General features: G+C 69.7%; 23 protein-coding genes and 1 pseudogene. 13 read left to right on the forward strand and 11 right to left on the reverse strand.

Annotated features, from left to right (window positions below):
• Positions 1 to 194 precede the first annotated feature (194 nt).
• Both ACZ7LS_RS12000 and ACZ7LS_RS12005 read left to right on the forward strand, forming a co-directional pair.
• Positions 195 to 602 (forward strand): YciI family protein, encoded by a 408-nt coding sequence (locus tag ACZ7LS_RS12000; protein ID WP_382519378.1) that lies wholly within the window; start codon positions 195 to 197, stop codon positions 600 to 602.
• 8 nt (positions 603 to 610) lie between these two features.
• The gene (locus ACZ7LS_RS12005) at positions 611 to 1,756 is read left to right on the forward strand and encodes an RNA polymerase sigma factor (protein WP_385129842.1); all 1,146 of its coding nucleotides are present in this window, start codon (positions 611 to 613) and stop codon (positions 1,754 to 1,756) included.
• Positions 1,757 to 1,926: 170 nt separating this feature from the next.
• Here the strand turns inward: ACZ7LS_RS12005 and ACZ7LS_RS12010 are convergent, their stop codons facing one another.
• Positions 1,927 to 2,592, reverse strand: a complete 666-nt coding sequence (locus tag ACZ7LS_RS12010; protein WP_382519459.1) for a TetR/AcrR family transcriptional regulator — start codon at positions 2,590 to 2,592, stop codon at positions 1,927 to 1,929.
• Between the two features lie 109 nt (positions 2,593 to 2,701).
• Here ACZ7LS_RS12010 and ACZ7LS_RS12015 point away from each other — a divergent pair, with 109 nt between their 5' ends.
• Positions 2,702 to 3,649, forward strand: a complete 948-nt coding sequence (locus ACZ7LS_RS12015) for an SDR family NAD(P)-dependent oxidoreductase (RefSeq protein ID WP_385129479.1) — start codon at positions 2,702 to 2,704, stop codon at positions 3,647 to 3,649.
• Between the two features lie 338 nt (positions 3,650 to 3,987).
• Here ACZ7LS_RS12015 and ACZ7LS_RS12020 read toward each other — a convergent pair whose 3' ends face one another.
• The 5 genes and pseudogenes from ACZ7LS_RS12020 to ACZ7LS_RS12040 form a co-directional block, all read right to left on the reverse strand.
• Positions 3,988 to 4,626, reverse strand: coding sequence for a nuclear transport factor 2 family protein (locus ACZ7LS_RS12020; protein WP_385129844.1), 639 nt, complete (start codon positions 4,624 to 4,626; stop codon positions 3,988 to 3,990).
• A gap of 73 nt (positions 4,627 to 4,699) precedes the next feature.
• Positions 4,700 to 5,053: pseudogene (locus ACZ7LS_RS12025) on the reverse strand (NAD(P)H-binding protein); the annotation flags it as partial.
• Positions 4,984 to 5,163: an NAD(P)H-binding protein gene (locus ACZ7LS_RS12030; RefSeq protein WP_385129482.1), complete on the reverse strand. Its 180-nt coding sequence runs from the start codon at positions 5,161 to 5,163 to the stop codon at positions 4,984 to 4,986. The pseudogene ACZ7LS_RS12025 and the gene ACZ7LS_RS12030, both read right to left, overlap by 70 nt.
• Positions 5,154 to 5,444, reverse strand: a complete 291-nt coding sequence (locus ACZ7LS_RS12035; RefSeq protein ID WP_385129484.1) for a hypothetical protein — start codon at positions 5,442 to 5,444, stop codon at positions 5,154 to 5,156. Before ACZ7LS_RS12035 ends, ACZ7LS_RS12030 begins: the two co-directional genes overlap by 10 nt.
• Positions 5,445 to 5,475: 31 nt before the next feature.
• Entirely contained in the window at positions 5,476 to 6,360 is an 885-nt protein-coding gene (locus tag ACZ7LS_RS12040) for an aldo/keto reductase (protein WP_385129486.1), read from the reverse strand.
• Between the two features lie 447 nt (positions 6,361 to 6,807).
• On the opposite strand from ACZ7LS_RS12040, the gene ACZ7LS_RS12045 reads away from it, so the two are divergent.
• On the forward strand, positions 6,808 to 7,707 hold the full coding sequence (locus tag ACZ7LS_RS12045; protein WP_382877254.1) for a helix-turn-helix transcriptional regulator: 900 nt from the start codon (positions 6,808 to 6,810) through the stop codon (positions 7,705 to 7,707).
• 33 nt (positions 7,708 to 7,740) lie between these two features.
• Complete coding sequence (locus ACZ7LS_RS12050; protein ID WP_385129488.1) at positions 7,741 to 8,760, forward strand: aldo/keto reductase; 1,020 nt, start codon at positions 7,741 to 7,743, stop codon at positions 8,758 to 8,760.
• A gap of 163 nt (positions 8,761 to 8,923) precedes the next feature.
• On the opposite strand, the gene ACZ7LS_RS12055 is transcribed toward ACZ7LS_RS12050, so the two are convergent.
• Positions 8,924 to 9,202: a hypothetical protein gene (locus ACZ7LS_RS12055; RefSeq protein ID WP_385129490.1), complete on the reverse strand. Its 279-nt coding sequence runs from the start codon at positions 9,200 to 9,202 to the stop codon at positions 8,924 to 8,926.
• Positions 9,203 to 9,857: 655 nt separating this feature from the next.
• On the opposite strand from ACZ7LS_RS12055, the gene ACZ7LS_RS12060 reads away from it, so the two are divergent.
• The 5 genes from ACZ7LS_RS12060 to ACZ7LS_RS12080 all read left to right on the forward strand — a co-directional run bounded on the left by ACZ7LS_RS12060 (position 9,858) and on the right by ACZ7LS_RS12080 (position 13,134).
• Positions 9,858 to 10,544 carry a HemK2/MTQ2 family protein methyltransferase gene (locus ACZ7LS_RS12060; RefSeq protein WP_382519366.1) on the forward strand — a complete coding sequence of 229 codons (687 nt, stop codon included), beginning with the start codon at positions 9,858 to 9,860 and terminating at the stop codon, positions 10,542 to 10,544.
• Between the two features lie 37 nt (positions 10,545 to 10,581).
• On the forward strand, positions 10,582 to 10,836 hold the full coding sequence (locus tag ACZ7LS_RS12065; protein WP_385129846.1) for a CDGSH iron-sulfur domain-containing protein: 255 nt from the start codon (positions 10,582 to 10,584) through the stop codon (positions 10,834 to 10,836).
• On the forward strand, positions 10,833 to 11,849 hold the full coding sequence (locus tag ACZ7LS_RS12070; RefSeq protein ID WP_385129493.1) for an iron-containing redox enzyme family protein: 1,017 nt from the start codon (positions 10,833 to 10,835) through the stop codon (positions 11,847 to 11,849). The genes ACZ7LS_RS12065 and ACZ7LS_RS12070 overlap by 4 nt, the downstream gene beginning before the upstream one ends.
• A gap of 16 nt (positions 11,850 to 11,865) precedes the next feature.
• Positions 11,866 to 12,009 carry a hypothetical protein gene (locus ACZ7LS_RS12075; RefSeq protein ID WP_382665298.1) on the forward strand — a complete coding sequence of 48 codons (144 nt, stop codon included), beginning with the start codon at positions 11,866 to 11,868 and terminating at the stop codon, positions 12,007 to 12,009.
• Positions 12,010 to 12,198: 189 nt separating this feature from the next.
• A complete protein-coding gene (locus tag ACZ7LS_RS12080; RefSeq protein ID WP_385129495.1) occupies positions 12,199 to 13,134 on the forward strand; it encodes an AraC family transcriptional regulator in 936 nt (311 codons plus the stop codon).
• A gap of 91 nt (positions 13,135 to 13,225) precedes the next feature.
• On the opposite strand, the gene ACZ7LS_RS12085 is transcribed toward ACZ7LS_RS12080, so the two are convergent.
• Both ACZ7LS_RS12085 and ACZ7LS_RS12090 read right to left on the reverse strand, forming a co-directional pair.
• Positions 13,226 to 14,203 (reverse strand): phosphotriesterase family protein, encoded by a 978-nt coding sequence (locus ACZ7LS_RS12085; protein ID WP_385129497.1) that lies wholly within the window; start codon positions 14,201 to 14,203, stop codon positions 13,226 to 13,228.
• Positions 14,204 to 14,316: 113 nt separating this feature from the next.
• Positions 14,317 to 14,439 (reverse strand): hypothetical protein, encoded by a 123-nt coding sequence (locus tag ACZ7LS_RS12090; RefSeq protein WP_382519358.1) that lies wholly within the window; start codon positions 14,437 to 14,439, stop codon positions 14,317 to 14,319.
• Positions 14,440 to 15,043: 604 nt separating this feature from the next.
• On the opposite strand from ACZ7LS_RS12090, the gene ACZ7LS_RS12095 reads away from it, so the two are divergent.
• Both ACZ7LS_RS12095 and ACZ7LS_RS12100 read left to right on the forward strand, forming a co-directional pair.
• Positions 15,044 to 15,463: a hypothetical protein gene (locus tag ACZ7LS_RS12095; protein ID WP_385129500.1), complete on the forward strand. Its 420-nt coding sequence runs from the start codon at positions 15,044 to 15,046 to the stop codon at positions 15,461 to 15,463.
• Entirely contained in the window at positions 15,460 to 16,092 is a 633-nt protein-coding gene (locus tag ACZ7LS_RS12100; RefSeq protein WP_385129502.1) for a hypothetical protein, read from the forward strand. Before ACZ7LS_RS12095 ends, ACZ7LS_RS12100 begins: the two co-directional genes overlap by 4 nt.
• Here ACZ7LS_RS12100 and ACZ7LS_RS12105 read toward each other — a convergent pair.
• Both ACZ7LS_RS12105 and ACZ7LS_RS12110 read right to left on the reverse strand, forming a co-directional pair.
• Positions 16,079 to 16,495, reverse strand: a complete 417-nt coding sequence (locus tag ACZ7LS_RS12105; protein WP_385129504.1) for a CGNR zinc finger domain-containing protein — start codon at positions 16,493 to 16,495, stop codon at positions 16,079 to 16,081. The genes ACZ7LS_RS12100 and ACZ7LS_RS12105 overlap by 14 nt on opposite strands.
• Before the next feature lie 6 nt (positions 16,496 to 16,501).
• Complete coding sequence (locus ACZ7LS_RS12110) at positions 16,502 to 16,678, reverse strand: hypothetical protein (RefSeq protein ID WP_385129506.1); 177 nt, start codon at positions 16,676 to 16,678, stop codon at positions 16,502 to 16,504.
• Positions 16,679 to 16,991: 313 nt separating this feature from the next.
• Between ACZ7LS_RS12110 and ACZ7LS_RS12115 the strand changes: the two genes are divergently transcribed.
• Positions 16,992 to 18,737 carry an MOSC domain-containing protein gene (locus ACZ7LS_RS12115; RefSeq protein ID WP_385129508.1) on the forward strand — a complete coding sequence of 582 codons (1,746 nt, stop codon included), beginning with the start codon at positions 16,992 to 16,994 and terminating at the stop codon, positions 18,735 to 18,737.
• Positions 18,738 to 18,837 lie beyond the last annotated feature (100 nt).

Consider the following 18,837-nt stretch of genomic DNA (forward strand, 5'->3'; position numbering starts at 1 on the left):
CGCTGGGCCGAGATGCGGCAGTTGAGGTTCCAGGACGATAAGCGGTTCTGGTCCCAGGCGTTCCCGACTCATCGACCAGGCTCATCCACGAGAGCCAAAAAAAATCGGCCTGCGATGTCGAGAATCGGTGGCCGGCTCCGTCCCAGCGGTGAACGCGGCCACAATGGGCCGCACCAGTACCGAGGAGAAGCACGATGGCCAAGTACTTGCTGCTCAAGCACTACCGCGGCGCGCCGGCCCCGGTGAACGACGTACCCATGGACCGGTGGACGCCGGAGGAGATCTCGGCCCACGTGCGGTACATGAACGATTTCGCGGCCCGGCTCGAAGAGAGCGGCGAGTTCGTCGACAGCCAGGCGCTCGCCCCCGGAGGAACGTTCGTCCGCTACGACGGCGAGGGTCGCCCGCCGGTCACCGACGGCCCATTCGCCGAGACCAAGGACGTGATCGCCGGCTGGATGGTGATCGACGTCGACAGCTACGAGCGCGCCGTCGAGCTGGCCGGGGTCCTGTCGGCCGCCCCCGGGGCCGGCGGGGAGCCGATCCACGAGTGGCTGGAACTGCGCCCGTTCCTGACCGAGCCGCCCACCATCACGGAGTGACCCCTGCAGTGAACGAGGTCCTGCTCCGGAGCCTCACGCCGAGCGTGCTCGGGATCCTCGTCCGCCGCGGAGCCGACTTCGCGGCGGCCGAGGACGCCGTGCAGGACGCGCTGGTCGAGGCGGTCCGCGTCTGGCCCGCCGACCCGCCGCGGGACCCGAAGGGCTGGCTGGTCACCGTGGCCTGGCGCCGGTTCCTCGACGCGACCCGGGCGGACGCCGCTCGCCGGCGGCGTGAGGACCTCATCGACGAGGAGCCGGCGCCGGGCCCCGCATCCGCGGTGGACGACACGCTCCAGCTCTACTTCCTGTGCGCCCATCCCTCGCTGACTCCGTCGTCCGCGGTCGCGCTCACGCTCCGCGCCGTCGGCGGGCTGACCACCCGCCAGATCGCCCAGGCCTACCTGGTGCCAGAGGCGACCATGGCGCAGCGCATCAGCCGGGCGAAGCGCACCGTCTCCGGCGTGCGCTTCGACCGGCCCGGCGACGTCGCCACCGTGCTGCGCGTCCTCTATCTGGTCTTCAACGAGGGCTACTCCGGCGATGTCGACCTCGCCACCGAGGGCATCCGGCTCACGCGGCGGCTCGCGGCCGCCATCGACCACCCCGAGGTGGCGGGGCTGCTCGCCCTCATGCTGCTCCACCACGCGCGGCGGGCCGCCCGGACCGCGCCGGACGGCAGCCTGGTGCCGCTCGCCGAGCAGGACCGCCGCCGGTGGGACACGGAGTCGATCGCCGAGGGCATCGGCATCCTGCAGGCGGCCCTCTCCCGTGACCGGCTGGGCGAGTTCCAGGCCCAGGCCGCCATCGCGGCACTTCACGCCGACGCCCCCACCGCCGAGGAGACCGACTGGGTGCAGATCGTCGAGTGGTACGACGAGCTCGCGCGCCTGACCGACAGCCCGGTTGTCCGGCTCAACCGCGCGGTGGCCGTCGGCGAGGCCGACGGACCGCGAACCGGGCTGGCGGCGCTCGCGGAGCTGGACGGCTCACTGCCCCGCCACACCGCGGTGGCGGCGTACCTCCACGAGCGCGACGGCGACCTGGCGACGGCGGCACGGCTGTTCGCCGAGGCGGCCCACAAGGCACCCAACCTCGCCGAACGCGACCACCTGACGCGCCAAGCCGCCCGGCTCAACGACCGCCGGCGCACCTGACGGTCCGGGCCCGGATTCCCCAGCGGCACGGTGGATGGGCACGGCCGTTCCGGACCCACCCGGTATGTCTGGCCCGGTCGGGGCCGGCGGCCCGAGCTTGGGCGCCCCGGCCCCTCCGCCGTCCGGGCGCGAGAAGGACAGAGATTCCGGCCTGTCCGGTGCACCGCAGGTCAGCGGCGGGGCAGCACGCCCAGGAGGGTTGCCGTCAGAGCCAGCTTCAAGTAGTCCTTCAGTTCCAGGTGGAAGCGGGCCAGGTCGGGCTCGGCCCGGTAGGCCGCCTGCAGGCTGGGTGGGGGTGTGCTGTACGCCGACAGCGCGCCGGCCATGACCATGGTCTGCAGGCTGAACAGTGTCGCGTTCTCGCCCAGCTCCGGCAGGTACTTCTGGATCAGGGCGGTCATGGTTGTCAGGCGGTCCAGGGAGGCGCGCTTGTAGCGTGCTACGACCTCGACGGAGACGTTGTGCTCCAGGACGCCGCCCTGTGCGCCGAAGAGGTCGCACAGCACCGCTCGGCCGGAGAGTGAGCGGCTGAGGATCTCGGCCACCGCTGTCGCTCGCTCGGCCATGGGCAGATCTTCGTCGACGCCGGCGGCCAACTCGCCTGCCAGTTCCGTCAGCCACTCCCGCAGGAAGCGGTCCAGCAGTTCCAGCAGCACCGCCTCGCGAGACTCGAAGTAGCGCAGCACGTTCGGCTTCGCCAGGCCTACCCGGCGGCTGAGCTCGTTCAGGGTGACCGCGGCCACAGGCATCTCGTCGAGCATCGCCGACGCCGTGTCGAGGATCGCCCGCCGGCGGAACTCCCGCTGCTCTTCGGTTCGCGCCCGCTGGAAAGTCACGATCACCAGCCTAACTTAGGTACCTGCGGTACGTTGACAACGTACCGAAAGTACTTTAACGTCATGGACGCAAGATACCTTCGGTACGTTAATTGATCAGGAGCCTGACATGGGCGAGAAGTGGACGACGGCGAACATTCCGGACCAGCGCGGGCGGGTGGCCGTGGTGACCGGGGCCAACACCGGACTGGGGTACGAGACCGCCAAGGCGCTCGCCGAGCGCGGGGCGTCCGTGGTGCTCGCCGTGCGCAACGTCGAGAAGGGCGAGCAGGCCGCGGCCCGCATGACCGGCGACGTGACCGTGCAGGCGCTGGACCTGACCTCGCTCGACTCCGTCAGGACCGCGGCGGCGGCGCTGCGGTCCCGGCTCGGCCGGATCGACCTGCTGATCAACAACGCCGGCGTGATGTACACCCCGAAGCAGACCACCCGGGACGGCTTCGAGACGCAGTTCGGCACCAACCACCTCGGCCACTTCGCGCTCACCGGGCTGCTGCTGGACCTGATGCTGCCGGTGCCCGGCTCGCGCGTGGTGACGGTCAGCAGCACCGGCCACCGCATCCGGTCCGCGATCCACTTCGACGACCTGCAGTGGGAGCGGTCGTACAGCCGGGCCGGCGCCTATGGTCAGTCCAAGCTGGCCAACCTGATGTTCACGTACGAGCTGCAGCGCCGGCTCGCCACGCACGGCACCACCGTCGCGGTGGCCGCGCACCCCGGCATGTCCAGCACCGAACTCGCCCGCAACACCCCCGCGGCCCTCCGGCTTCCGCTCACCTGGCTCGCGCCGCTCATCACCCAGACACCGGCGATGGGCGCGCTGCCGACCCTGCGCGCCGCCACCGACCCCGCCGCACTCGGCGGCCAGTACTACGGTCCCGGCGGACGCAACGAGATCATGGGCCATCCCCGGCTGGTCACCTCAAGCCCGGAGTCGTACGAGGCCACCGTCCAGCAGCGGCTGTGGGCCGTCTCCGAAGACCTCACCGGGGTGACGTTCCCCATCGCTCGGTCCAAGCAGAACGCGATTCCCTCCGAATCGGCCACCACGAGGTAACCCGCACCGGCAGGAGGCGCCGGGTCGTCGCGGCGCACGAGGGCGGCGCCGAAACCGACGAGGCGCTCGCACCACGCTTGAAGGGCGGCCATCCGCGACCCACAGCGGCGTCCGGCGCAGCCGTGTCGACGCGGGTGACCGCCTGCCAGAACGTGCTCTGCGAACTCGATCCCGATGACCGCTCGGCCGGACCGATCCATGCCAGCCTCGGTTGCACGGCCGGTCGGTCCCGATGTCGAGTGAGTGGGACCCCGCCGCCTGGCCGTACCAAGCGTTCAGTCGTCCGTGGACGCAGCAGGCCACCGGCCGGCGGCATCCCCTGCTGGACTGCGCGACGGTCAGGTTCGAGGCCGTGGTTCCGGTACGGCCGTTTCGGTGGTCGAGGGGTTCGCGTCATTTCCCGGGCTGATACTGGTCGGCGACGACCGGACCAGCGGACGGCACGTCGGCTTCGCGTCGTGGCTGGAGCGGGACATCTCGTGCTCATGGACTTCGAACCCGCCGTGATGAGTGTCGCCGCAGAGTTTCCCAAGAAGGCCGCTGAGCAGTCCCGTTGGGGGAAGTCCACATCCTGAGGGTGCTGCATGGTTTGCCACCGGACGCTCCCCAAGAGGCAGTGCCACGACGGGAGTTCGCCCCGAGGCGGTCGAGTTGACGGCCGCGGGCCGTCGAATGACGGCCAGTGGGTCGGTGGTCGGGAGCAACCGCCAGTCGGCCCGGCTTCCGTACACCTTCGCGTCGGTCATGGTCCGAACGGTCAGACGCGCGGTGCCGCCGTCGAGGTCGAGCGTCGTATCCACCTCGCCGATGGAGTGGTAGACGAACTGCCCGGCCTTCATCTCGGCCAGCCACTCGGCTGTGGGCTGCACGTATCCCGTCATGTGGGTGAGGGTGAGACCCTCGTCGAGCAGGTCGTCGAGTGACGGTGTGTCTCCTTCGACCATGGCGTCCAAGTAGGCGTGGTGGGCCTGGAAGATAGCCTCCCGGTCCGTCCGGCTGGGGGCGGTGGCATGCTGACTCCTTGATGCGTGGTGGGCGTTGCGTGGGTCCGTTCATGCCGAACCAGCCCGGCCGCACGATGGTGTACGTGCGGCCACTGGCCCGTACCAGACGCTCCGAGCGGCGCTTCCACTCCAGCGCATGGCCGTAGCTGTTGCTGCGAGTGGTGGCCCCGATGGAGGTCATCAGCGCCGCGCGAGGCCGCGCGCCGTCCAGGGCGGTCAGGGCGGTCAGGGCGGTCAGGATGTTGCGTACGCCTGCGTAGTCCAGCGTCTCCGGCGAGGAAGCGCCGGTGCCGAAGGAGCCAAGGGTGAGCATGATGGCGTCGGCGCCGGTCACCGCCTCGGGCAGGGTCTCGGGCCGGGTGACACCACCGACGACAAGCTCGGCGTCGGCGGGGAGCAGTTGGGCGCCCTCGCGCGGTCACGCGCCAGGGCCCGGACGGTGTGTCCGCGGGCGATCGCCTCGGCCACCACGAGCCGTCCGGTGCTGCCGGTGGCGCCGATCACCAGCACGGCCAGGGGCTGTGCTGCCGCGTTCGTTCCCTCCTCGCCAGGGCATGGATGGGATGAGCGCCCATGCCGTCAGTCCCACTCGGGCGTCGCGATCGCGCGCGCGGGCTGACCACCAGCGGGCCGAACGTCCCGTCGACGTAGTTCATGTCGGAATGGCAGATCCCGCAGTACAGGATGTCGAGCTTGACATCGTGCGCGCCGATGTCGCGGCGCTCGATGGTGACGGGAACGAGCGGCTTTCCGGCTTCGTGGGCGCCGAACGCGTTGACGGTGGTGGGCACGGTGATTCCTCCGCGCGGGTACGAGGTGATGTCAGGCTTCTTGGATGGCGCGGCCGTAGGCCGCGAGGGTGACGTCCGAAGGCTCGGGGCCGCCGCGCCGGCCGGTCTCCAGGGCGTCGAGGGACTTCAACTCATCCGCGGTCAGGGCGAAGTCGAAGACATCGATGTTCTCCGCGATGCGGTGGCGCTTGGTCGACTTGGGGATCACCGAGCGGCCCTGCTGGATGCCCCAGCGCAGCAGCACCTGGGCCGGGCTCTTGCCGCGCACCTCGGCGATCGCAGTGACGGCCGGGTCTGCGAGGACGCTCCTGCGCTCCTCGCCATATCCGGGGTAGAAGGTGATGCCGCCGATGGGAGACCACGCCTGGTTGAGGATGCCGTGCTCGTCGTCGAAGTCGAGTACGGGGCGCTGCTGGAAGTACGGGTGGATCTCCAGCTGGTTGACGGCCGGGACGACGGAGGTGGTGGCGAGCAGCGTGGTCAGGTGGTCGACCATGAAGTTGCTGACGCCGATCGCCCGAACCTTGCCGTCTGCCAGAAGCCGCTCCAGGGCGCGGTAGGCGGCGAGGGTCTTGTCGAAGTCCGACGGCAGCGCCTGGTGCAGGATCAGCAGGTCGATCTGGTCCAGGCCGAGCTTGGCGGCGCTCTTGTCGAAGCCGTGCAGGGTCTCGTCGTAGCCGTAGTCGCTGATCCAGATCTTCGTCTCGATGAAGATGTCGTCGCGGGGCACGGCGGAGGCGTGGATGGCCTGACCGACCTCGCGTTCGTTGCCGTACGCGGCGGCGGTGTCGATGTGGCGGTAGCCGAGTTCGAGCGCGGCCGTGACGGCGGCCCGGGTCTCGTCCGGCGGGGTCTGGAAGACCCCGAGTCCGAGGGCGGGCATCTCGACGCCGTTGTTGAGGGTGAGGGTCTGCATCACAGGGACCTTTCGTGCGGGCGGGTACGCGCGGGGACGATGAGGGTGGGTGAGGGTGGCCGCGAGGGCCAGGACAAGCAGGACAGCGGACCCCGGTCAGCGCGGCACCCGAGCGGGCCGCGATGTCGGCGGCTCCGTGACCGGTGGAGACCGGGGAAGACCAGGACGTAGGCGTTGGTGATCCAGGACAGGCCGGTCTCGGAGGACTCCATGTCGGAGCGGAGCTGCGGGAGGCCGGTGCCGGACTCCTGGTCCTCTGTTCTCTCAGGACAACCCGCGCGGGCACAGGGGTGGGAGTCACTGGTCTTCCAGGTACTGGCAGTACCTCGCAGGTCCTCGCGGATGGATCTACGGTGAAGGTCAACGCACGACCGTCGTAGGTCGAGGCCGGACCGTCCCACCGGGGCGCGATCAGACGGCGACGGAGCGATTTCAGGGATCTGGACGATGGCAGACACAGACAGCGAGAAGAGCGTGGCCGCCGAGGTCCGCGAGTTCCTGAGCACCCGGCGTGCCCGGATCACCCCTGAGCAGGCCGGACTGCCGGTGTACGGCGGCAACCGGCGGGTCGCGGGCCTGCGCCGGGAGGAGGTCGCGCTGCTCGCGGGCATGAGCGTCGACTACTACGTCCGCCTCGAACGCGGAAGCCTCTCCGGCGCCTCGGACTCGGTACTGGAATCCCTCGCGCACGCGCTGCGGCTGGACGAGGCCGAGCGCACTCACCTCTACGACCTCGCCCGCGAGGCGACACCGTCGGGCCGGCGCCCCACCGTGACCGCGTCCCGGGTGCGGCCCACGATCTTGCGCCTGCTGGACTCGATGGCCGATGTGCCGGCGTATGTGCGCAACGCGCGCTTCGACATCCTGGCCGCGAACACGCTGGGGCGGGCGCTGTACGCACCTCTCTTCGACTCGCCGCTGTTCGCCCAGCGTGGCCCTGTCAACAGCGCCCGCTTCCTGTTCCTGGACCCCGCGAGCAAGGACTTCTGGGTCGACTGGGAAAAGGGCGCTGACGACGCGGTCGCGTTCCTGCGCATCGAGACGGGCCGGACACCCCACGACAAGGCGCTGACCGACCTGATCGGGGAGCTGACGACCAAGAGCGGCGACTTCGCCCGCCGGTGGGCCCGCCACGACGTGAAGTTCCACCGTTCCGGAGTGAAGAACCTCCACCACCCGCTGGTCGGCGATCTCGCCCTGCCCTACGAGGCGATGGAACTGCCCGCCGACCCCGGCCTTCGCCTCACCTTCTATACGCCCGAACCGGACTCCCCGGCGCGGGAGGCCCTGAGCCTCCTCGCCAGCTGGGCAAGCACCGGGACCGTCGTCCCGACCGCGAACGACTGACTACGACTGAGCACACCCGAGGAGAACCCCTTCATGCAGTACCGACCGCTCGGCCGCACCGGCGTCCAGGTCAGCCCGCTGTGCCTGGGAGCGATGATGTTCGGCCCCTGGGGCAACGAGGACGAGGCCGATTCGATCCGGATCATCCATCGCGCCCTCGACGCGGGCGTCAACTTCGTCGACACCGCGGACGTCTACTCCGCCGGTGTCTCGGAGGAGATCGTCGGCAAGGCCCTCAAGGGCAAGCGCGAGAACGTGTTCCTGGCGACCAAGTTCTTCATGCCGATGGACCAGAACGACCCCAACCAGCGGGGCGGCTCACGGCGCTGGATCATCCGCGAGGTCGAGAACTCGCTGCGGCGGCTCGACACCGACCACATCGACCTCTACCAGGTCCACCGGCCCAGCCCCGACACCGACGTTTCGGAAACCCTGGGCGCCCTCTCCGACCTCGTCCACCAGGGCAAGATCCGTTACATCGGTTCCTCGTCCTACTCCGGGTCCCAGATCGTCGAGGCCCAGTGGGCCTCGCGCGAGCGGAACCTGGAACGGTTCGTGACCGAGCAGCCCCCGTACTCGATCCTGGTCCGCGGCATCGAGGAGGACGTGCTGCCCACCGTGCGCCGCCACGGCATGGGCACCCTGACCTACAGCCCGCTCTCCGGCGGCTGGCTGTCAGGCCGCTACCGCAAGAACGCCACCGAGGGCCCCGCCTCCGCGGCCCGCCCCCAGGCCCGCTTCGACATGAGCACCTCCGCCAACCAGCGCAAGCTCGACGCCGTCGAACAGCTCGCGCTCCTGGCGGAGAAAGCGGGTCTCACCCTGATCGAGCTGGCTGTCGCCTTCGTCATCAACCACCCTGGTGTCACCTCGGCGATCATCGGACCGCGCACCATGGACCAGCTGGAGGCGTTTCTGCCCTCCGCCGACGTCACGCTGTCGTCCGACGTGCTCGACGCCATCGACGAGATCGTCGCCCCCGGTGTCACGGTCAACCCGGTCGACAACAACTACGGCGACTTCGAACTCCGCGCCGATCAGCGGCGTCGCTGACACGCCCCGGGCCGGCCGGTCACGCCGGCCGGTCACGCCGACTTCCCCGCGACCACGAAAGGCGCACCGCTGCCGGGGGTCCGCAGACTTCTCCCGACTCCGGGGTCGGGCCGATCACCGGTGTATGGCCGGTACGTGGGGCAGCATGACCCGGTGGGTGGCCTCACTCGCGCTGGCCTGCGACAACCTCCACTGGCGCATGGAACTCGCCGACGTACGGAACAACCACATCCGTGTCGTCTCGAAGGGCCGCCTTCGCCACCACGGCGACCACAAGGCTGACAAGGCTGACGGCAAGGATCGCCTCGTTCAGGTGAGGCGCCGGGGGCCTGGCCGCCATCGCGACTCCCTGGGCGAACCGCTGCTCGACTGCCACTGTCACCTGAGGCATTTCGTCAGGAGTTCCAAAGCCCGCCTCCGCTGCCAGGGCTTCGCTATACATCGCCCGGCCGATCCGGCCCAGCGGAGAACCTGCCGCCCGATCGCGCCGGCCAGTGCACGCGTCGGAGCGCCCGGCGCGATGGGCGGTAGCCGCCGCCCGGATACCGCGTCACATGGCTTCGCAGTCGTTCGGCGAGTGGGCCGTGGCGGACCGTATCAGCGGTCGACCAGCCTGGTTCATCACGGACCGTGACGATATCGGCGGAACCGTGTGGCAGGCCGAGGAGGGATGTGCACGTATGCGGTGAAGGGTTCGGACAGCGCGACCGGCGGCACCAGGGCATCGCCGGCCGGGCCAGGAACGGCTCGCGAGAAGCCTGGTCCCACCGCGGCGGCGTCGTGTGTTCTCGCAGGTCGAGAGCTACTGATGACGTGTACTCGGCCAGGATGACCAGGGGCGCGTCTACGCCAGGGGGCCCGGCCAATCGGTATCTGTGCCCGTTTGGCGGGCCGGGAAGCGCCGTTCCGGAGATCGAACCGAACAGGCGTGGACCGACGGCGCACGGGCATACGCCGGACAGTGAGCATCGAACCCGACGAGATCCCCCGGGGCAGCGGTACGCACGTTCCGTGACCGCCCCGAGTGGTCCCGCGTCCTCGTCACGCCGACCCTGGAAGAAGGTCGGGCACGATTCCGACGACGACGAGGTGGTTCCATGGCCGTACCACGGACCGACGACAGGGCGCGGCGCACGCTGACGATCCCCGGCGTCTACGCGCCACAGCACGATTCCCAGCTCCTGATGCGGGCCATTCGCAGAGAGGAGGTCGGGCCGGGCATGGATGTTCTCGACCTCGGCACGGGGACCGGAGTGCTGGCCCTCTGCGCCGCCCGGCGCGGCGCCCGGGTGACAGCCATCGACATATCGCGGCGCGCGGTGCTGTGCACGCGGATGAACGCCGTGCTGTCGCGCCAGCGCGTCACGGTACGCCGTGGAGACGTGTCCGCGATCGCACGGCCGGACGGCAGGCGGTACGACGTGGTCATCAGCAACCCGCCCTACGTACCCACACCGCCGGCCGGACTCCCGCGCGGCGGAGCGGCCCGTGCCTGGGAAGGCGGGCACAACGGGCGGGCCCTCGTCGACCAGGTCTGCGTCTGCGCCGCGAACGCGCTGCGTCCCGGGGGTGTGCTGCTCATGGTCCACTCCGCGCTGTGCGGATCCGAGCTCACGGTCGACCGGCTGACGGCGGCAGGCCTGCGCGCGGAGGTGTGTGACCGCGCGCTGGTCCCGTTCGGACCGGTCATGCGTTCCCGGCTGTCATGGCTGCGCGGACGCGGCCTGGTAGACGACGGACAGGACAAAGAGGAACTGGTGGTCATCCGTGCTGAACAACCCTGAACGTCCCCGCCGGGTACGCCTCGAACGCAACGGCCCGATGCTGGTGGAAGGACCCGTCACCGTCATAGGGGATGACGGTGTATCCGTCACCTCGGAACGCTTCATGGTGGCGGTGTGCACGTGCCGCCGCAGCCGCGCCTACCCGTGGTGCGACACCAGCCACCGCCGCAGAGTTTCCGAGGCGTCCGGCCCCCGAGCCACCGCTGACACCGCCCCTCGGGGCGACGAGCCCCACCCCACAGACGATCCCTCCAGCCCCACCCGCGATGACACGAGCGGAGACCCGGAATGACCGCGACGGCGTACACCGAGTCACGACTCACCCGCCCCGGACTGCCGACACCACGGGGCGACCTGTCCGCGGCCCTTCTGGCGTCGCTGCGCGACCGGGAGCGCCCGCCGCCCGTACCGGAGGCGGTGGGCTCCGCGACCGATCCCTACGGCGGGGACGTCCAACTTGCCCTGTACGTACTGTATGAACTGCACTATCAGGGGTTCGAGGGCGTCGGAGACGACCGCGAATGGGACCCTGACCTGCTGCGGCTGCGCGCCGGGTTGGAGCGACGGTACCTGGACGCGCTGCGCGCGGACGCCCCGGGCGTCGCGAGCGCCGAGACGGCCCTGGAGCGGATCCTGGTGGAGCCCCTCGACGACGGCACGGGCGTCAGCCACTATCTCCAGCGCGAGGGCCGACCGGAACACCTGCGGGAGTACGCGGCGCTGCGGTCCCTGTACCACCTCAAGGAGGCGGACCCGCATGCCTGGGTGATCCCGCGACTCCACGGGCGGGCCAAGGCGGCCATGGTGGCGGTGGAATTCGACGAGTTCGGCGCCGGGCGCGCCGAGGACATCCACGCGCGCCTGTTCGCCGACCTGATGGACGACCTCGGCCTGGAGCACGGTTACGGCCGCTACGTCGACGAGGCTCCGGACGAGGCGCTGGCCCCGGTGACGGTGATGTCCCTGCTCGGGCTGCACCGAGCGTTGCGAGGCGCTCTGATCGGCCACTTCGCGGCCGTCGAGGTGACCTCCTCACCGGGCTCGCGCCGACTGGCCGACGCTCTGCGCCGCACGGGAGCCGGACCGGCCGCGCAGCGCTTCTACGACGAACACGTGGAAGCCGACGCCGTCCACGAACAGGTCGTCCGGCACGAGATCATCACCCCACTGCTGGAGGACGAACCGCATCTGGAACCGGACGTGGTGTTCGGCATCGAGGCCACCGGACTGCTCGAAGACCGGCTCGGCGCACACCTGCTGCGCGAGTGGCGGCAGGAACGGTCGGCCCTTCGCCAGGCGGACTGAGTGGCGGACTTTCGTCGTGGGCAATGCTGCCGCGCCGCGCTTGCGCGGCGCCGGCCTGGTCGTATTCGACGCCGCCCGGGACTTCGACGAGGCGACGTACGACCGCACCGCGCAGGCATTCGACAATCCGGATTACGTCGCGATCGTGACCGCCAACTAGGCTCTGTCCGGCCGATCTTCCTGTTCCGGATACGGGCGACCGAGACCGTCCGAACCGCCGACCCCCCGCACGCGCCTCCCGACGGATCCTCCTCGATCGCGGTGGTGGCGTGCGGGCGGCCGGAAGGGAGGGAAGGGAGGAGGGAGGAGAACGCCAGGGCCTCGCTCCCGGGCGGATTTAGGATGAGGTGTGCATTCCTGGAGCCAAGCTCTCACTCTCTCCTCGGCGAGCGCCTGGGACGAGGTCTTCACCGGCCTCCACGGCGCGAGCCGGATCAGCGTGTCGGACCACGACGCCCCGTGGACCGGACGCCTGGAGTGGCAGCAGTCGAAGGGCTACGGCCTCGCCCTCTGCTCCGGAGGCCAGGAAGTGGTGCGGAGGGACACCCGGCACATCCGGTCCGATCCCCGGGGCACGTACGAACTCCTCGTACCGCTCGCCGGCACGGCCTGGGTGGAGCAGGGGACCTCGTCCGCCGAGATCCGGCCCGGCAGCATGGTGCTGTGCGACATCGACCGCCCGATGACATTCGCTCACGACGACGGCTTCCTGTCGATCGCCTTCATCATGTCCGGCCAGGACGTAGCCGTACGCAGCCCGATCGCGGCCCGGGGGTCGCACATGCTCAGCGGCGCCCGTGGACTGGGCCGGGTCGTCCGGCAGTTGGCCACCACCCTGCACGAGGAGCGTGAGCAACTCTCCGAGACCACCTTCGACATCGCCTGCGACCGGCTGCTGGACCTGGTGTGCCTGGCCGCGGAGGGCGGCGACGACACGGCGCCCACAGGGCAACGAGCGACGGTCGAGGCCGCGATCCGACGCCACATACGCCGGCACGCCTGCGACAGGGACCTGGACGTCGCCGGTACCGCGCGGGCTCTCGGCTGGTCCGCGCGCTACATCCAGCAGGTGTTGCAGGCGGCCGACGCCACATCACGCGATCTCATCCGCCGCGAGCGGCTGCACGTCGCCCGGAGCCGCCTGGTCGGCGCGAGCTGGGCGACGTACTCCATCGCGGAGATCGCCCACTCCTGCGGCTTCGGCAGTCATGCCTCGTTCGCCACCGCGTTCCGGGAGGAGTTCGGCATGACACCTCGCGACGCAAGGAACAGCGGCCGGGGCTGAGCCGAGCCCCCAACACGCCCTGGCCGGCCAGGGCGTGTTGGGAAAGCAGCGCCGAACGCCCTTGGCGCAGAAGGGACTTTGAAGACCCGCTCTAGCTGTCGGAGGGGCTGAAGTACCGGCGTGGATTGTCGACCAGCATGGTGGTGAGCTGCGCTTCGGTGACGCCGGCCCGGCGCAGCGCCGGGAGCACCTCGTTGTGCAGATGGGTGAAGTGCCAGTTCGGCGCGATCCGCTCTCGAACGCCGGGCGGGAACCAGTCGATGTGGCATGACGCGTCGTGCGACAGGACCATCCGTTCGGCGAACCCCTCGCGCGCGAGCGTCGCGACGGTCGCCACCCGCTGATCGCCCGGCAGGAGGATGTCGAGGCCGAAGCGGTCCATTCCGACGTACGAGCCGTTGTCGATGAGCCGGTGCAGATAGTCCAGGTCGGCGGTGTCGCCGCTGTGGCCGATGACGACCGCGCCGAGGTCCACGCCCTCGTCGCGCAGGACGTCCTGCGCCACGAGCCCCGTACGGGCGTTCGCGTTGGTGTGGACTGTGATCGGGGCGCCGGTGCGCAGATGCGCCTGGGCCACCGCTCGCATCACCCGCTCCACACCCGGGGTGAGTTCGTCCTCGACCGCGCATTTCAGGAACGCGGCCCTGACGCCGGTGTCCGCGATGCCCTCGGTGAGTTCACGGACGAACAACTCGGTCATGGCCTCGGGGCCGCCGAGCATCGTGCCCGGCCCATGGAACCGGAAGAAGTCGGGGATATCGGCCAGCGTGTACAGGCCGGTGGCCGCGACGATGTTGAGGTCGACCTGTTCATTCACCCGGGCGACGCGCGCGACATTGCGGCCGAGCCCGATGACGGTGGGGTCGACGATGGTGGTGACACCGGTCGCGGCAAGGGCCTTCAGCCGGGTCACGGCGTCGCTGACGCGCTCCTGCTCGTCCCAGGTCTCCGGAAGGCTCTGCCGGAGTTCCTCGTTGAGAACGAAGACGTGCTCGTGCATCAGTACGGTGCCGAGGTCGCTTGCCGCCACAGCGCCGCGGACGGTCTGTACCTGCGGGGTCGATGTCATGCGGATCCTTTGTGTACGCCCGGGATTCGCCTGTCGATCGGGCGGCCGGTGAGTGGTGTGCGATGTGTTTTCGCGACTCGGTGCCCCCTGTGGGACACCCGCGCGGATGGGTTTCACGAGTCGGCGACGCCGGAAGCGGCCCGCTTGATCACGTCGCCGGCGGCTTCCGGCTGGGAGACGTGGACCGCATGGCTGCCAGCGGTTTCGGTGACCGTGCGGCCTGCACGCTCCGCCATGGCCCGTTGCGGGAGGCGGAATCATCCGGTCGTCGGTCGCCAGCAGGTACCCACTCGGCTTCCGCCGCCACGCCGGCTCGGTGATGGTGCCGCTCGCGCGAGTGGGCCGGGTACTGCACGACGCTGACCCGGAAGCCGTCGTCCGTCAGCAGGCGGTGCACTCGCCGCCCCCGGAGCCGTCCACGAACCCCCCGTGGACCAGGACGATGTTCTTCACCGGCTGGGTGCTCACGATCGTTCCTCACTGCGATTGAAACTGAAACTGAACCTGAGACGGGCGGATGGCCGACGGATACGCCGGGGCCGGAACATCGGACCGTCACCGCTTGGGCGATGCCGCCGAACCGGCGCCGCGAGAAGTGGCGGCCTCGATGTGTCGATGACTTTTCCAGCACCATGGCGAAGCCGTCTTTCGCGTCAGCGCGCAGTCCTTTCGCGTGGGCGCGATGCCCCAGGAGGCCAGGCTTCCCCGACCGTCCCCTGTCTCGTCCGAGGGTCGCTCCTGAATCATCCGTACGGGGAACAGAGAAACGAATCTGCCGACGCGGAAGACATGGGGCCGCCCCGGGTGTGGCACGGTCCGGTCATGAGGATGATGAGCTTCGTGGCCACAACAGTCGTAGCCGCCGTACTCGTTGCCGTGCCGGTGGCCGACGCGTCAGCGGAGCGGTACTGGAACAAGAAGGTGAAGTGCGAGGAGACCGATCCCGACGGGCGGGTGATCCCCACCCGCCACGGCAACGGCGACCTCGGCTGGAACCACTTCTCCGGCAAGCACAACATCAAGAAGTGCCGGATCGTTGACGCGGCCCTGGCCGGGAAAGTGGACAAGAAGAACGGGGGGCGCCTCGAATACCACGGTGTCGCCCTCAACAACGGAAGGCGGGTCGACATCGTGGTCATCGTGCAGTACGCCCGCCGGACAGCCGATGGTGAATACGACGCGGGCAAGGGCAAGAAGATCGGTGTCATCACGGCGTACTGCAAAGGCGTCAACAAGTGCCCGAACTGGATCAACGAATGAGCGGCCTGTGCGGGGAGACGGTCGAGCAGCAGGCGCACATCACGCGCTTCCTTCTCGACTACACGATGGTGCCCCTTGCCGGCCGGACCTTCCTGCGCGGCGTCCTGCCGACGTGTGAGGCGGTCCGGATCGTGACCGGCGCCGCCGACGCCGTAGCGGCGCAGGAGCTGGTCACGTACGAGATCCCGCTGTCGGACGACGATGACGAGCCGGTCACCCCCCCACTGGTACTGGGCTGGACACGAGCGCTCGCGTCCGGCGACCTCCCCCGTTCGGACACGTCCGTGATGGGCATGGCTCTGGTCCGCGTGGACACCGCCGCCGTTGACCCCGCCCCGCCGGCTCGCACGGACCGCGCGCTGCGCGTCCTGCGCACACTGGCCTGGCCGTTCGTCGAGACCCCGCCGAGCCCGGCGCTGTGCGGATTCCTCTTCACCGGCCCGGACAGCATGCGGCTCTATCTCGCCGTCGAGGAAGCCGACGGTCTGATCGCGGCCGACGTACGGCTCACCGGTGCGCTGACGGCCCTGCTGGCAGCGCTCCCGGCGCTCGTGTGCGAGAAGGAGCGCTGGGTGGCGGACACGACCGATCCCCACTGTGTCCGGGCAGTTGACCTCACCGCCTGGTGACGAGGGACCGTTGTCGGCGGCTGGACCCAGGACCAGCACAGCTCGCCGAGCACGAGCACGAGCACGAGCACGAGCCGGGCATCCGGGTGACCGGACGGACTGAACCCGTCGCCGCACAGCACGTACCCATGCCCGGTGCGCGTGATGGCCCGGTGCTCGCGAACCGGGCCATCACGGTGGTGCCCCGCCGGTGGCGCAAAGCTTGTCTACGCGTGCGGTCGGCGTGTGTGCGTTCGTAGTGGCGGGCGACCCGTGCGCGGTTGCCGCAGATGTTGCTGGTGCACCACTTGCCCCGCTTGTGCGTCCAGGAGGTCGCGGATCGCGGTGCGCAGCCTGCGTGTGGCCGCGGCGTCGGGAACGGGGGGCGGGCGCGGGCGGCAGGCTTCCGGACTGCGAAGCCCACCAGACCCTACTCCTCGCGTTCGAGCTCAGCCCTGGCACGCTCGGTATCGAGCTCCTGTTGCGCGGCACGGTAGATGTCGCCGGCCAGCTTACGGGCGGCCTGGGGGTCGTCCGCCGACGAGACCTTCCGGATCCGGTCGGCCCATTCCTCCATGCTGCGAGGGGTCTCGGGATTCTTGCTCACATAACCTTTGTACCTTTCGGTGGGTTCCTCTGCCTCTTGTGGCGGGGAGCGGCCCCGGGCGGCGCGATGCGTCGAGCCCAGGGCACCACGGTTCCAGGGGATACGTTCCAGGGGATACAAGGTTCCCGGGAATACAAGGTTCGCATTCGAAGCCGGGCGCTGATCAGCCGGAGCACTAAACTTGGTGATCAGGTAGGCGGCGGCCGGGTCTCGGCCGGGACGTCCGAACAAGTCGGGCCAAGACGCCCGATCGATTCGACCAACATCAGGCGACCAGCTTCACCGTGCGGCGGCACCGCGCTGGGAGGATGAGATGGCGACCCTGCTGTCAGTCAACGTGGGACTGCCGAAGGATGTGCCCTGGCAGGGCAGGACGGTCCACACGGGAGCGTGGAAGTATCCCGTCGGTGGTCCTCGTATGGTGCGCCGCCTCAACATCGACGGAGACGGCCAGGGCGACCTTCAGGGCCACGGCGGGGAGCAGCGGGCCGTCCTCGTCTACCAGACGCAGTCCTACGCGTACTGGCGCAAGGTTCTGGAGCGTGATGATCTCGACTTCGGTCAGTTCGGGGAGAACTTCACCGTCGACGGGCTCGCGGACGACGAGGTGTGCATCGGCGACCGGTACCTCATCGGCGGAGCCGAATTCGAGGTCACCCAGCCACGTGTGACCTGTTACCGGGTCGGCATGCGGCTGAACGAACCGCGTATGGCCTCCCTGCTGGTCGCCCACCACCGCCCCGGCTTCTACCTCCGTGTCATCACCGAGGGCCAGGTCCGGGCGGGAGACCCCATCACCCGGACCCGCACCGGCGAGGGAGCGCTCACCGTCGCCGACACCGACGCCCTTCTCTACCTCCCGGGGGCGGATCCGGCGAAGCTGCGTGCCGCCCTGGACATCGAGGCGCTCAGTCCCGGATGGCAGCAGTCCTTCCGGGAGATGAGCCGCCGGCTCGACCTGCCGCCCGGCCCCGCGCCCGCCGCACCGGGGTGGAAGGGCTTCAAGCGGCTGCGCGTGAGCCAGGTCGTCCACGAGACCCCGGCGGTCTCCTCGTTCTACCTGCGCTCCGCGGACTCCCAGCCGCTGCCCACGGCCATGCCCGGCCAGTATCTGAGTGTGCGGATCCCTAGAGAGGGCCAACCCGCTCTGGTGCGTTCGTATTCGCTGTCCTCCGCTCCCGATGCCACCGAGTACCGGATCAGTGTCAAGCGCGAGGAACGCGGCGCGGCGAGCACGTACCTCCACGCGCGTGTGAACAGAGGCGATGTCATCGAAGCGGCCGCCCCACGCGGGGCGTTCGTGCTGGCGGACGCACGCACGCCCGTGGCGCTGTTCTCGGCGGGCATCGGCGTCACCCCCGTACTGGCGATGCTGCACCAACTGGCGCGCGAGCACAGCTCACGCGCCGTGTGGTGGGTGCACACCACGCGTGACCCGGGGCGGCACGCCTTCGCGGAGGAAGCCCGGCAACTGGTCGGGCGGCTGCCTCACGCCCGTTCCTTCGTCTACTACACCGCTCCGGAATACACCGTCCCGGATCCCGGGGCCACCGGGGGGCCGTGCGTCATTCACGGACGCATGACCAGCGGAGCCGTCCGGGAGCTGGGCGTACCCGCCGACGCGCACGCCTACCTGTGCGGTCCCACGGGCTTCATGTCGGACGTGACCTCCGCTCTCCAGTCGGCGGGACTGAGCGGCTCGAACATCCACACCGAAGTCTTCGGAGCGCTGGCAGCCATCAACCCCGGCGTCACCTCTCCGGGCACCGGACGTCCCCACCAGCCGCCCGGCCCCCAAGGCACAGGGCCGTCCGTCACCTTCGCCCGCAGCGGACTGTCCACCCACTGGTCGGACCAGTACGCGACGCTGCTGGAGCTGGCGGAGGGATGCGACATCCCCACGCGCTGGTCCTGCCGCACCGGGGTGTGCCACACGTGCACCACTCCCCTGCTCACCGGCCAGGTCCAGTACACGACGCACCCCCTGGAGGATCCCGACCCGGGTGAAGTGCTGCCGTGCTGCAGCGTCCCCACCACCGATGTGCTTCTTGACCTGTGAGGTGACACCGGACCCGGCCGGACCGGACCGCCCACCGGCGTTCCCGCCTGCCGGAAGACCTGGGAGCTTCGGGCTTGACCTTTCCGTAGCGTCAACTTCT

It is taken from the genome of Streptomyces sp. NPDC039430 (genome assembly GCF_055639435.1).

Coding starts and splice junctions, on each gene's coding strand:
- ACZ7LS_RS12065 (WP_385129846.1), top strand. CDS start 10,582: ATGCTGGTGGAAGGACCCGTCACCGTCATAGGGGATGACGGTGTATCC.
- ACZ7LS_RS12100 (WP_385129502.1), top strand. CDS start 15,460: ATGAGCGGCCTGTGCGGGGAGACGGTCGAGCAGCAGGCGCACATCACG.
- ACZ7LS_RS12115 (WP_385129508.1), top strand. CDS start 16,992: ATGGCGACCCTGCTGTCAGTCAACGTGGGACTGCCGAAGGATGTGCCC.
- ACZ7LS_RS12050 (WP_385129488.1), top strand. CDS start 7,741: ATGCAGTACCGACCGCTCGGCCGCACCGGCGTCCAGGTCAGCCCGCTG.
- ACZ7LS_RS12060 (WP_382519366.1), top strand. CDS start 9,858: ATGGCCGTACCACGGACCGACGACAGGGCGCGGCGCACGCTGACGATC.
- ACZ7LS_RS12085 (WP_385129497.1), bottom strand. CDS start 14,203: ATGACATCGACCCCGCAGGTACAGACCGTCCGCGGCGCTGTGGCGGCA.
- ACZ7LS_RS12015 (WP_385129479.1), top strand. CDS start 2,702: ATGGGCGAGAAGTGGACGACGGCGAACATTCCGGACCAGCGCGGGCGG.
- ACZ7LS_RS12070 (WP_385129493.1), top strand. CDS start 10,833: ATGACCGCGACGGCGTACACCGAGTCACGACTCACCCGCCCCGGACTG.
- ACZ7LS_RS12045 (WP_382877254.1), top strand. CDS start 6,808: ATGGCAGACACAGACAGCGAGAAGAGCGTGGCCGCCGAGGTCCGCGAG.
- ACZ7LS_RS12040 (WP_385129486.1), bottom strand. CDS start 6,360: ATGCAGACCCTCACCCTCAACAACGGCGTCGAGATGCCCGCCCTCGGA.
- ACZ7LS_RS12055 (WP_385129490.1), bottom strand. CDS start 9,202: ATGTATAGCGAAGCCCTGGCAGCGGAGGCGGGCTTTGGAACTCCTGAC.
- ACZ7LS_RS12090 (WP_382519358.1), bottom strand. CDS start 14,439: ATGGCGGAGCGTGCAGGCCGCACGGTCACCGAAACCGCTGGCAGCCAT.
- ACZ7LS_RS12000 (WP_382519378.1), top strand. CDS start 195: ATGGCCAAGTACTTGCTGCTCAAGCACTACCGCGGCGCGCCGGCCCCG.